The organism is Microbacterium sp. LWS13-1.2 (assembly GCF_040144835.1).
Lineage (GTDB): Bacteria > Actinomycetota > Actinomycetes > Actinomycetales > Microbacteriaceae > Microbacterium.
In genome coordinates this window covers 4,314,647-4,326,447 of sequence record NZ_CP151632.1, presented here as the reverse complement: position 1 = coordinate 4,326,447, position 11,801 = coordinate 4,314,647, and the positions used below count along the sequence as shown (strand labels likewise).

At 71.1% G+C, this 11,801-nt stretch carries 13 protein-coding genes; 7 read left to right on the top strand and 6 right to left on the bottom strand.

Features of this window, described 5'->3' with window-relative positions; all coding sequences use genetic code 11:
- The coding region (locus MRBLWS13_RS19910; RefSeq protein WP_349427050.1) for a DUF1731 domain-containing protein at positions 1-382 on the top strand (382 nt) is incomplete at its 5' end.
- A gap of 40 nt (positions 383-422) precedes the next feature.
- On the opposite strand, the gene MRBLWS13_RS19905 is transcribed toward MRBLWS13_RS19910, so the two are convergent.
- Together MRBLWS13_RS19905 and dapB are read right to left on the bottom strand one after the other, a co-directional pair.
- A complete protein-coding gene (locus MRBLWS13_RS19905; protein ID WP_349427048.1) occupies positions 423-872 on the bottom strand; it encodes a tetratricopeptide repeat protein in 450 nt (149 codons plus the stop codon).
- Positions 869-1,684, bottom strand: a complete 816-nt coding sequence (dapB, locus tag MRBLWS13_RS19900) for a 4-hydroxy-tetrahydrodipicolinate reductase (RefSeq protein WP_349427047.1) — start codon at positions 1,682-1,684, stop codon at positions 869-871. Before dapB ends, MRBLWS13_RS19905 begins: the two co-directional genes overlap by 4 nt.
- Positions 1,685-1,756: 72 nt before the next feature.
- Here dapB and MRBLWS13_RS19895 point away from each other — a divergent pair, with 72 nt between their 5' ends.
- Positions 1,757-2,230 (top strand): GNAT family N-acetyltransferase, encoded by a 474-nt coding sequence (locus MRBLWS13_RS19895; protein WP_349427046.1) that lies wholly within the window; start codon positions 1,757-1,759, stop codon positions 2,228-2,230.
- A gap of 23 nt (positions 2,231-2,253) precedes the next feature.
- On the opposite strand, the gene MRBLWS13_RS19890 is transcribed toward MRBLWS13_RS19895, so the two are convergent.
- The 3 genes from MRBLWS13_RS19890 to MRBLWS13_RS19880 form a co-directional block, all read right to left on the bottom strand.
- Positions 2,254-2,856, bottom strand: coding sequence for a histidine phosphatase family protein (locus MRBLWS13_RS19890; protein WP_349427045.1), 603 nt, complete (start codon positions 2,854-2,856; stop codon positions 2,254-2,256).
- 123 nt (positions 2,857-2,979) lie between these two features.
- The gene (locus MRBLWS13_RS19885) at positions 2,980-4,041 is read right to left on the bottom strand and encodes an aldo/keto reductase (protein ID WP_349427044.1); all 1,062 of its coding nucleotides are present in this window, start codon (positions 4,039-4,041) and stop codon (positions 2,980-2,982) included.
- A gap of 316 nt (positions 4,042-4,357) precedes the next feature.
- Entirely contained in the window at positions 4,358-6,649 is a 2,292-nt protein-coding gene (locus MRBLWS13_RS19880) for a polyribonucleotide nucleotidyltransferase (RefSeq protein WP_349427043.1), read from the bottom strand.
- 335 nt (positions 6,650-6,984) lie between these two features.
- Here MRBLWS13_RS19880 and MRBLWS13_RS19875 point away from each other — a divergent pair, with 335 nt between their 5' ends.
- The 3 genes from MRBLWS13_RS19875 to MRBLWS13_RS19865 are packed head-to-tail and all read left to right on the top strand — an operon-like array spanning position 6,985 to position 8,090.
- Positions 6,985-7,167: a DUF5302 domain-containing protein gene (locus tag MRBLWS13_RS19875; protein WP_308869768.1), complete on the top strand. Its 183-nt coding sequence runs from the start codon at positions 6,985-6,987 to the stop codon at positions 7,165-7,167.
- A 15-nt stretch (positions 7,168-7,182) separates the two neighbouring features.
- On the top strand, positions 7,183-7,368 hold the full coding sequence (locus MRBLWS13_RS19870) for a hypothetical protein (protein WP_349427042.1): 186 nt from the start codon (positions 7,183-7,185) through the stop codon (positions 7,366-7,368).
- On the top strand, positions 7,365-8,090 hold the full coding sequence (locus MRBLWS13_RS19865; RefSeq protein ID WP_349427041.1) for a YrhK family protein: 726 nt from the start codon (positions 7,365-7,367) through the stop codon (positions 8,088-8,090). Before MRBLWS13_RS19870 ends, MRBLWS13_RS19865 begins: the two co-directional genes overlap by 4 nt.
- 89 nt (positions 8,091-8,179) lie before the next feature.
- On the opposite strand, the gene MRBLWS13_RS19860 is transcribed toward MRBLWS13_RS19865, so the two are convergent.
- A complete protein-coding gene (locus MRBLWS13_RS19860; protein WP_349427039.1) occupies positions 8,180-9,631 on the bottom strand; it encodes a cation:dicarboxylase symporter family transporter in 1,452 nt (483 codons plus the stop codon).
- A 184-nt stretch (positions 9,632-9,815) separates the two neighbouring features.
- Here MRBLWS13_RS19860 and MRBLWS13_RS19855 point away from each other — a divergent pair, with 184 nt between their 5' ends.
- Together MRBLWS13_RS19855 and MRBLWS13_RS19850 are read left to right on the top strand one after the other, a co-directional pair.
- Positions 9,816-11,075 (top strand): ATP-binding protein, encoded by a 1,260-nt coding sequence (locus MRBLWS13_RS19855; protein WP_349427038.1) that lies wholly within the window; start codon positions 9,816-9,818, stop codon positions 11,073-11,075.
- Entirely contained in the window at positions 11,072-11,755 is a 684-nt protein-coding gene (locus MRBLWS13_RS19850) for a response regulator (protein WP_349427037.1), read from the top strand. The genes MRBLWS13_RS19855 and MRBLWS13_RS19850 overlap by 4 nt, the downstream gene beginning before the upstream one ends.
- Positions 11,756-11,801 lie beyond the last annotated feature (46 nt).

Sequence of the window (11,801 nt, the reverse complement as noted above, 5' to 3'; positions counted from 1 at the left end):
CCTGCTGCTCCTCACCCGGCTCGGCGTCGCCGGGCCCATCGGCCGCGGCACGCAGGTGTGGCCGTGGATCTCGCTCGACGACGAGGTGCGCGCCATCCGCCACGTCATCGACGCCCGCCTCACCGGTCCGGTCAACCTCGCCGGCCCGACGCGCGCCACGGCCGACGATCTCGGATTCGCCCTCGCCGTGCGGATGAACCGCCCGTTCCTGCTGCGGGCACCGGTCTGGGGCATGAGACTCGTGCTCGGCCCCGACGCCACCGAGGCGCTCCTCACCTCGGACGCGCACGTCGTGCCCTCGGCGCTCCTGCAGTCGGGCTTCGAGTTCTCGCATCCGACCGTCGAGGACGCAGTCGCCGCCGCCGTGCCCGCCGCGGCCTGATCCCACACGCCGGCTCGCTGCGACCGGCCGACGGCGCCGATCAGCGGGGGCGGTCGGCGGTCTCGAGGCGGATCGCGGTTCGCACCGCCTCACGCGCACGCCGCCGGTCCCCGGCGGCGTCGTAGGCGAGGCCGAGCCGGTACCAGGCCCGCCAGTCGTCGGGGTGGGCCTCAGCCTCCGCGCGGTAAGCGGGGAACACGGCATCCCCGTCCTCGCGCAGGACGCGGCCGCTCGGGCGCACCGCGACCTCGTCGGCCGGCAGCCCTCCCTCAGCCTCCAGCCGCCGGCCGAGCTGCTGCGCACGGACGCCGAACCACAGCTCGCGGCCGAGCGCCCAGGCGGCGATGACCGGGAGGACGACGAGGGCGATGCCCATCGCGATGCCGATCGGATCGCCGCTCGCGATCAGCAGCCACGCGCGCTGCCCGACGAGCACGATGTACAGCGCGAGCAGCGCCGCCATGACGACGACGCCGATGCGAGCGCTCATGCGCCGGTCGCGCGGGCGACCTGGCCGGGCACCCCACCCTCGTCGACGGGTCGCCCGTCGGCGGGTGCCTTGCGACCGCCGATGCCGATGTCGATCAGGCTGTCGAGTCCGATGATGACTCCGGTGGCGTCGCGCGCCGCCGCGAGGGCGAGACGGATGCCGGGACCGTACGCCTGCGCGGGCTCGACGGTGTCGTGCACGATCGTGAGGGACTCGCCGGCTCCCGACAGGACCGTCTCCTGGCGGGCGACGACTCCGGGGCGGCGCAGCGAGTGGATCGGCACGCTGGCGACCTGTTGTCCGCGGGCGCGCTGGTCGACGTGGGGCGACTCGACCGGGCCCACCGTCTCACGGGCGGACGCGATGAGCTCCGCGGTGCGCACCGCGGTGCCGCTCGGCGAGTCGATCTTGGTCTCGCGGTGGGCCTCGACGATCTCGATCGAGGGGAAGAAGGGCGCCGCGGCCGCCGCGAGGGCGGAGCCCAGCACCGAGCCGATCGAGAAGTTGGGGATGAAGACCGCGCCGGTGCCCGCCGCCTCGACGAGCGGGCGCACGAGAGCGATGCGCTCGGCGGACCACCCGGAGGTGCCCACGAGCACGTTGATGCCGCGCTCGATCGCCGCACGCACGACATCGATCGACACCGCCGGCGTCGAGGCGTCGACCACCAGATCGGCGCCGTCGAGCTCGGACAGCTCGGAGCGCGACGACAGGACGCCCGCGACCTCGAACCCGGGCTCGGCCTCGACCGCGTCGCGGATGATCGCGCCCAGCTTCCCAGTGCCGCCGACGATGGCCACGCGTGTCGTCATGGATCCATCCTAGGCGGCGCCCGGACACCACTCCTGGCGGGCGGCAGCCGCGCCGACGCCTACCCTGGAGGGGTGGTGAAACTGCGCTCCTCCCCCGTCGACGCACCCGATGCACACGCACTCCTGGCCGAGTACTTCCAGATCCGCACCGAAGGGTTCGCGGTCCAGGGCGTCTCGTATCGCACCACCTTCCCCGATCCGGCGGCGTTCATGCCGCCCGCAGGCGTCTTCGTCGTGCTCGACGACGACGAGGGCGTCGCCCAGGGCTGCGGCGGCATCCGTCTCATCGCGGAGGGGCCGCTCGGCACCCGCTACGAGCTCAAGCACCTTTACCTCCGCCCGTCCACGCGCGGCCGCGGCTGGGGGCGCCTCATCGTCGAGGACCTGGAGCGGCGAGCCCGCGAGTTCGGGGCGGCCGAGCTCGTGCTCGACACCCACCACTCGCTCGAGGCGGCCGGCGCCCTCTACGCGCGCACCGGCTTCGAGGCCATCGAGCCCTACAACGACAACCCCAACGCCTCCCGCTGGTACGGCAAGGCGCTCTGAGCGCAGGCCGGTCGTGGGCCGCGTCAGACCGGGTAGACCTCGGGAAGGCCGGTGCGCAGCTCGACGGGCAGGTGCGCCATGTCGTTGTGCGACAGGAGCGTCCACGGGCGCCCCTGCTTCTGCGCGATCACGGTCAGGCCGCAGTGCGCCTGGTTCAGCGTCATCCACCGCCAGTCCGGCGCCTGCAGCACCTCTCGGACGAACCACGCGATCACGAAGTTGTGCGTGATGAGCAGCTCGTGCACCTCGCCGCGCTTGCGGGCGAGGAACTCGCTCGTCGCATCGGCCATCTGTGCGCGTCCGGCCTCGACCTCGGCCTCGGTGACCGAGCCGAAGAACGGCTCGAAGGCCGCCGGCGTCTCGTCGGTCATGCCGGTGGGCACGCAGTCGAACAGCAGCGCCGACGGCTCGGGCGACAGCGACGGCATGCGCTCGGCCACCGCCCGTGCGGTCTGGCTCGCCCGCTCGAGCGGCGAATGCCACACCGCGTCGAACGGAACGCCCGAGAGTCGATCCGCGAGCAGCGCCGCCTGCCGGCGCCCGCGAGGGGACAGTGGCCCGTCGATCAGTCCGTGCTCGGCATCCTGGTGTTCGCCGTGCCGCACGAGGTAGATGTAGTGCGTCACGCAGCTCACTCCGTCGGGGGTCACGTGCCGGGAAAGGCACTTCCTCCACACTACGACACCCCATAGACGCCGCCCGCGAGGCTGTGGAGGGGCGCGTCGCCCCCGCTCTGGGAGCGTTCGGCCCTACTCCGAGGCGCGCGCGATATCGGACAGCTGGGCCCGGCTGAGCCGGACGCCGACGCCCTGCGCGAGCTCTTCGACGTGCTGGGGCGCGTACGCGTTCACGATCGGCGCGACGACGAGCTTCTGCGCGAGCAGCCACGCCATGGCCACCGCGGCGTCGGGCACGCCGAGCTCGGCACCGACGGCGTCGAGCGCACGGAGCGTCCGGCTGCCGCGACGATTCAGGTTCGCTGCCAGCTGCGCGCCGCGCACCGACAGGGCGCCCCGCAGCTTCGACCGCTGCCGGCCCGCCAGGAACCCGTGCTCGAGAGCGTGGGACGGCGTCACGGCCATCCCCTGCGCACCCGCGACGAGGCGCAGGTCGGCATCGAACTCGTGGCGGCGCAGCACGTTGAAGGGGACGTCCAGCACCGTGATGCGCGGATAGCCCGCCGACGCGAAGATGCGCGCCTCGACGAGCTGCGCCGCGCTGTAGCCGATGGCGCCCAGCGCCCGGACCTTGCCGGCCCCGACGAGCCATTCCGCCGTCGCGAGCGTGTCTTCGAGAGAGGATCCCGGGTCGGTCGTCGCATCGAGGTAGAGCACGTCGATGCGGTCGGTGCGCAGCCGCGTGAGCGAGGCCTCGACGGCCCGCACCAGGTTGACCGGCCCGAGCCCGGGGTTGTCGGCGTGGCCGCCGACGCGGACCGCGAGCACGATGTCGTCGCGCAGGCCGCGCGACTGCAGCCACTGGCCGATGATGTGCTCGCTGCGGCCGCTGGAGTAGCTGTCGGCGGTGTGCACCGCATTGCCGCCCAGCTCGACGTAGGCGTCGAGGATCGCATGGCTCGACTCCAGGTCGACGTTCCACCCGAATTCGGCGGCACCGAGGATCAGGGGGAACACGTCGGCGCCGCTCTCCCCGAGTGCGACGCGGACATTGCTGCCCACCGCAGGGCCCTGGACGGGGATTGGGGCGGACGGGTGCGGACCGCGTGCGCTGCCGCTCTGCGGCGTGGGAGCGGTGGGCGCGGCATCCGGGCTCGCCGGTGGGAGCGTCGAGTCAACGCCGAAGTAAGCCATGTCCCACCCCCTCACGACTGCCCCTCGGGGCTTCGTGATCACTGTGCGCGCGCCCCCCGGCGCGTACTCACAGGCTAGGACAGTCCGGACAGCACGCCGGTCACCGAGGCGAACTGTCGATAAACATTACATAACGCTTTCATCACGAACCCCGGGTCCTTGCCGATTTGTCCCCCTTTCGGGGGACAGATTGAGCGATCTGCAGACCGGACGACGGATGCCCGCCCCTCGGACGAGGGACGGGCATCCGTGAACCTGCGGCTTTCACGCCCGCTGAACGCGGTCAGTGGGGGCGCGAGCCCTGCAGCGCTGCCGTTCAGCCTTCGGCGGGACCCTCGGGGCCTTCGCTGGCCGCAGCGCGGCCTTCCTGGTCGGCCGCCTCTTCGAGCACCGGCTCGAGCGAGAGCTTGCCGCGGTCGTCGATCTTCGTGATCTTCACGAGGAGCTTCTGACCGACGTTGAGCACGTCCTCGACGTTCTCCACGCGCTTGCCGCCGGCGAGCTTGCGGACCTCGCTGACGTGCAGCAGGCCGTCCTTGCCGGGCAGGAGCGAGATGAACGCGCCGAACGTCGCGATCTTCACGACCGTTCCGAGGAACTGCTCGCCGACCTCCGGGTTGGTGGGGTTGGCGATCGCGTTGACCTGGGCACGGGCGGCCTCGGCCGACGGGCCGTCGGTCGCGCCGATGTAGACGGTGCCGTCCTCCTCGATGGAGATCTGCGCGCCGGTCTCGTCCTGGATCGCGTTGATCGTCTTGCCCTTCGGGCCGATCAGCTCGCCGATCTTGTCGACCGGGATCTGCACGCTGATGACGCGCGGCGCCGTGGGCGCCATCTCGTCCGGACCGTCGATCGCGGCGTTGAGCACACCGAGGATCGTCAGGCGGGCCTCGCGGGCCTGCTGCAGCGCGGCGGTCAGCACCGACGACGGGATGCCGTCGAGCTTCGTGTCGAGCTGGATCGCCGTGACGAACTCGCTGGTGCCGGCCACCTTGAAGTCCATGTCGCCCAGGGCGTCCTCGGCGCCGAGGATGTCGGTCAGCGCGGCGTATCGCGTCTGTCCGTCGACCTCGTCCGACACGAGACCCATCGCGATGCCGGCGACGGGGGCGCGCAGCGGCACACCCGCGTTCAGCAGCGACAGCGTGGACGCGCACACCGAGCCCATCGACGTCGAGCCGTTGGAGCCGAGAGCCTCGGACACCTGGCGGATCGCGTACGGGAACTCCTCGCGGCTGGGCAGCACCGGCACAAGGGCGCGCTCGGCGAGGAAGCCGTGCCCGATCTCGCGACGCTTGGGCGAACCGACACGGCCGGTCTCACCGGTCGAGTAGGGCGGGAAGTTGTAGTGGTGCATGTAGCGCTTGTGCGTGACGGGCGACAGCGAGTCGATCTGCTGCTCCATCTTGAGCATGTTCAGCGTGGTGACGCCCAGAATCTGGGTCTCGCCGCGCTGGAAGATCGCCGAGCCGTGGACACGCGGGATGACCTGCACCTCGGCGTCGAGCGGACGGATGTCGGCGAGGCCGCGGCCGTCCATGCGGACACCCTCCGCGAGGATGCGACCGCGGACGATCTTCTTGGTCACCGACTTGTAGGCGGCCGAGAACTCGAGCGTCGCGACGGCAGGGAGTTCCCCGGCCTCGACGGCCGCGAGCAGCTGTCCCTTGACCTCGTCCTTGAGCGCGTCGTCGGCGTTCTGACGCTCCTGCTTCTCGGCGATCTGGTAGATCGGCACGAGACGGTCGTAAGCGCGACCGGCTACGAAGTCGTACGTCTCCTGGCTGTAGGGCAGGAAGACCGGGAATTCCTTGATCTCCTTGGCAGCCGTGTTGGCGACGACGTTCTGCGCGGCGACGAGCTGCTTGATGAAGGGCTTCGAGGCCTCGAGGCCCTCGGCCACGACCTGCTCGTTCGGCTTGGTCGCGCCGCCCTTGATGAGGTTCCACGAACCCTCGGTGGCCTCGGCCTCGACCATCATGATCGCGACGTCCTCGTTGCCATCGGCATCGGTGATGACGCGACCGGCGACGATGAGGTCGAAGACGGCGTCCTCGAGCTGCGTCACGGTCGGGAAGGCGATCCACTGGTCGGCGTTCTCGCCGTGGCCGGGGATGAGCGCGAGGCGCACACCGGCGATCGGGCCCGAGAACGGCAGACCCGAGATCTGGGTCGACAGCGAGGCCGCGTTGATCGCGAGCGCGTCGTAGAACTCGCCCGGCGCGATCGAGAGCACGGTCACGACGATCTGCACCTCGTTGCGGAGGCCGTCGACGAACGACGGGCGCAGCGGGCGGTCGATGAGACGGCACACCAGGATCGCCTCGGTCGAGGGGCGACCCTCGCGGCGGAAGAACGAACCGGGGATCTTGCCCGCGGCGTACGAGCGCTCCTCGACGTCGACGGTCAGCGGGAAGAAGTCGAAGCCCTCGCGGGGCTGCTTGCTCGCGCTCGTGGCCGAGAGGAGCATCGTCTCCTCGTCGAGGTAGGCGGCGACCGCGCCCTGCGCCTGCTGCGCGAGACGTCCGGTCTCGAACCGGACGGTACGGGTGCCGAAGCGGCCGTTGTCGAGAACGGCTTCCGCGGCGGTGATTTCAGGACCTTCCAAGAGGTCTCTCCTTCTTTGTTTAGGCTCGCACGCGCGTTTCGCGCACGAGCTTGTGCGAAGGAGCAGGAACAGGCAGATCTCGGCGCGCGGCGATCGCCGCGATTCGCGCCAGCACTGGCCACCAGTAGAAATCCACCCGGCGCCGGCGCGACGAGGAGACCACCACAGGGGACCAGCTAGCTGCCGGCCTGCTCCGTGAGCTCATATTGAATTGAGCGGATGCCCGAGGGCAGCCTGTCCGATCCTATCAGTGGTGCCCGTCCCGGCCTCACCGTCGGCGGGCAGCGGGGAAACTCCGAATGACATCGTCGCCGGGCGTGCGTAGGGTGGGGGTCATGAGCACCGACGAGAAGCCGGCGGGCGCGGCATCCGATGAGATGAAGCGCAAGTTCAAGGAAGCACTCGACAAGAAGAATGCGCAGCACCGCGAAGGAGAGTCCCACCTCGACGGAGACTCGGCCGTTCACGGGACCCACGGGGCTGTGACCAAGCGCGAGTTCCGCCGCAAGAGCGGCTGACGATCGAAGGCCGGCATGAGCGACTTCCGTGAACGGGTCCCCGACGACGAGCGCGATGTGCCGCTCGACGACGACGCCGAGTTCGAGCTGCCACCGGCGACCCTCGACCCGATGGAATCGGTCGAGAAGCAGGTCGACGAGCTCGATCTGGAGGAGCGGGAGTCGGCCGTCGAGTCCGGCGAGCTCGATCCCGACGCGTGAGCGACGGCTCCCCGCACCAGCAGGACGCCGCAGCCGTGGCCGATAACGCCGCGGGCGTCGCGCCCGACAGGGTGCGGCGGCTCCGCCGGGAGGCATGGGGCTTCGCGATCGGCTCGCTGTGCTTCTTCGCGGGAGCGCTGCCGCCGTATGCGGACTGGGCGGGCACGGTGTGGACGAACGTCACGTTCTTCGTCGGCTCGGTGTTCTTCACCGTCGCGGCGCTGATCCAGCTGCTGCTCAGTGGACGCCGTCCGCCGAGGGGACGCACGAACCGGCCCGACCGCGCGGACTGGTGGTCCGCCGCCATCCAGTTCGCCGGGACGCTGCTGTTCAACGCCTCGACGCTCGTCGCGCTGCTCGCCGCGATAGCCCGTCCCGACGCGGTCGGCGTCGGATGGCGCCCCGACGCCTGGGGGTCGGTCGCGTTCCTGGTGTCGAGTTTCCTGGCGATCGAGGCCACCCGCGGTCGGGAGCGTCTGTGGGATCGCGACGCCCGCACCTGGCACGGCACCGGCCTCAACATGCTCGGGTCGATCGCGTTCGGCGTGTCGGCGGTCGCGGCCTATGTGGTGCCGGCCACGGGCGATCTCGTCAGCGTGAGGTGGACGAACCTCGGCACCGCGATCGGTGCCCTCTGCTTCTTCGCCGCGGCCGTGCTGTCACGCCGCACCATCCACCACGGCGACATCCTCAAGCACCTTCGTCGTCACCCGGCGGGGTGAACCGGTCGCACCGCGACAGGCGCGCCTAGCCTGCCGACGCAGAACTCCGCGCCCCGGTGCCGTGGCACGAGGGCGCGGAGGTCTCCGGGTCAGCGCATGAGCTGCGCGGCACGATCCCGCGCGCGCTGCTCCTTGGCCTCCGCCTCCACGATGGCGGCCTCCTCGAGGCCCTGGACGCCCACGGCATCCGGCGACTCCGACATCCCGTCGTGGTCGCTGCCCGACAGCGTGGCCTCGTCGAACGGCAGCTCGCCGGCGAGCACCCGCCGGGCGCGCGAGGCGTCGAACTCCTTCGTCCACGAGCCGATCAGCACGGTCGCCACCGCGTTCCCGGTGAAGTTCGTGAGAGCGCGGCCCTCCGACATGAACCGGTCGATGCCGACGATGACGCCGACGCCGTTGACGAGGTCGGGGCGGTAGGCCTGAAGGCCCCCGGCCAGAGTCGCCAGACCTGCGCCGGTGACGCCGGCGGCCCCCTTCGACGCGATGATCATGAACACCAGCAGGCCGATCTGCTCGCCGATCGACATCGGCGCGCCCATGCCGCTGGCGATGAACAGCGACGCCATCGTGAGGTAGATCGCCGTGCCGTCGAGGTTGAAGGAGTACCCGGTGGGCACGGTGATGCCGACGACGGGCTTGGAGACGCCCAGGTGCTCCATCTTCGCGATCAGGCGCGGCAGCGCCGACTCCGAAGACGACGTTCCCACGATGAGGAGGTACTCGCGGGCGAGGTACTTGATGAGGCTGAAGATGCTCACCCGGGTCACCGCGTACAGCAGCGTGCCGAGGATCCCGACGATGAACACGATGCAGGTGATGTAGAACGCGACCATGAGCAGGCCCAGGCTCCAGATCGCCGCGATGCCGGTGTCGCCGACGACGGCGGCGATCGCGCCGAACGCGCCGATCGGCGCCAGCCAGAGGATCATGCCCAGGATGCGGAACACCAGCGCCTGCAGTTGCTTCACCGCGTTCATGATCGGCTGCCCCTTGGCGCCCATCTGCTGGAGCGCGAAGCCGACGAGGAGGGCGATGAACAGCACCTGGAGGACGCTCTCCCCCGTGAAGGCGGAGAAGAAGGTCGTGGGGATGATGCCGAGGAGGAACTGCTCGGTCGTCTTGGCCTCGGCCGTGGCCTCATAGGTCGCGGTCGCCATGTTGAGGCCCTCGCCGGGATGCAGGAGGTTGCCGACGACGAGGCCGATCGCGAGCGCGAACGTGGACATCACCATGAAGTACAGGAGGGCGAGCCCGCCGATCTTGCCGACCGTCGCGGCCTTCGCGATCGAGCCGACGCCCACGACGATCGTGCAGAAGATGATCGGCGCGATCATCATCTTGATGAGGCTGACGAAGGCGACGCCGAGGGGCCGCATCGCCTGTCCCACCTCGGGCCAGAGAAGCCCCACCGCCGCGCCCAGCACCACCGCGGCGATCACCGCGACATAGAGCCACGTGTGCTTGTCCCATGCCTGCTTGCCACGGCGCCAGTTGAAGCCGGGAAGGGTGAACGAAGTCGTCCGGGTCGAAAGAGCCATCATCGCCTCCTGTGTGAACAGTCGTTGTCCGAGCCGCCGGAACCGGATGCGGGTCCGGCGTTGTGCCCAGCGTGCGCGTCGCGGGTAGGTGCGCTGAGTTGTGGTCATATTGGTCGCGGAATCGCGGGCCCGCGATCGACGCCGGCGGGAGAGGATGGAGCGAGCACAGCCACGAGGAGGTCGCATGCGCGCAGACGCTCGCCGTGTCAGCGCGGCGTCGCTGGTCTTCGTCGCCGTGGCGGCCGCCGTGGTCGTCCTCGTCGCGCTGCTCGCGGTGCTCCTCGTGCTCGATGCGCAGCGCTCCGCCCGGGCGGAGGCAGAGGAGGTGACGCGCGGGGTCGCGACGTCGATCGCCGTCGCACCGTCTGTGGCGGTCGCTCTCGCCGCCGGCGACGCCACCGCCGTCCTCCAGCCGTTCGCGGAGGGCATCATGGCCGGCGCCGGCGTGGACTTCGTCACGATCATGACGCCCGACGGCATCCGCGTCACCCACCGCGATCCCGCCGAGATCGGGCGCACGTATCTCGGAACGATCCCGGCGGAGCCCGTGCCGCTGACCGAGGAGTTCGCGGGCACGCTCGGCCCGTCGGTGCGGACGATCGTGCCGGTCGAAGCGGGCGGCGTCGTCGTCGGCTGGGTGTCGGTGGGCCGGACCGTGGGCAGCATCGCCTCCGACCTCCTCCCCCGGCTTCCGTTCGTCATCGTGATCGTGCTCGCCGTGCTCGTGGCGGGCCTCGCGGGCGCCCTCCTCGCCCGGCGCACCACGCGCCGGCTGGCGGGAGATCTGCCGGCCGGCAGCATCCGCGACGCCGTCGCCTCATACGAGTCGATGCGCACCCTGGGCGAGGCGCTCCGGGCGCAGACGCACGAGCACGGCAACCGCATGCACACCGCCGTGTCGCTGCTCGAGCTCGGCCGCACCCGGGAGGCGATCGAGATCCTCACCGAGACGTCCCGCCAGAGTCAGGCGCTGGTCGATCAGGTCGCCGCGCGCCGCGACGGCGACCCGACGGTGGGCGCGCTGCTCCTGGGCAAGGCGGCGCAGGCTCGCGAGCACGGCGTCGAGTGGAGTGCCGAGATCGACCCCGCCGCCCCGCGCAGCGTGCTCTCGCCGGTGGACGCCGTCTCGGTGGTCGGCAACCTCATCGACAACGCGCTGGATGCCGCGGCCTCGGGCGAGCCGCCGCGCTGGGTCCGCATCGCCTTCGAGCCGGCCCTGCCCGGCGGGCTCCGGATCGTCGTGGCCGACAGCGGCTCCGGCATCCCGGACGATCTGCGGGAGCGGGTGTTCGAGCACGGGTTCTCGACCAAGCCCGCGGGCGCGGACGGGCGTGGCGTCGGCCTGGCGCTCGTGCGGTCGATCGTCGAGGACGCGGGCGGGAGCATCTCGATCGACGCCGCGCCGACCACCTTCACGGCCATGCTGCCCGCGAGGCGGCCGTGATCGGGGTGCTGCTCGTCGACGACGACGCGCTGACGCTCGAGCTGCACCGCACCTATGTGGAGCGGCTCGACGGGTTCCGCGTGGCCGCGGAGTGCACGGGTGCGCGGGCGGCCGTGGCGGCCATCCTCGGCCGAGCCGCAGACATCGATCTCGTGCTCCTCGACGTCACGATGCCGGACGGCACCGGACTCGACGTCCTGCGACAGATCCGCGCGCGGGCGTGCGATGTCGACGTCATCGCGGTCACCGGCGTCCGCGATGCCGAAGTGGTGCGCCAGATGGTCAGCCTGGGGGCCTCGCAGTACCTGGTCAAGCCGTTCACGTTCGGCGTCTTCCGCGAGCGCCTCGAGCAGTACCGCGAGTATCGCCAGCGGGCGGCGGAAGCGGCGGGGTCGCCGACGCAGTCGGAGATCGACGCGCTGCTCGGCGCATTCCGTCCCGCGCTGCCCGTGGCCCTCCCCAAGGGACTGGCGGGCGACACCCTCGCGAAGGTGACGGCCGACGTGCGAGAGCACGGACCGGTGTCGGCCGGGGAGTCCGCCGCGCGGCTCGGGATGTCGCGCGTCGCGGCACGCCGCTACCTCGAGCACCTGGTCGAGGCCGGTCGGGTGAGCCGTTCGCCGCGCTACGGCACCCCGGGCCGGCCCGAGTCGGAGTACGCCTGGCGGGACGGCGCCTGACACCGCAGGAGCCGCCTCGGCGCCGCTCCGGGAGCCACGGAGCCCG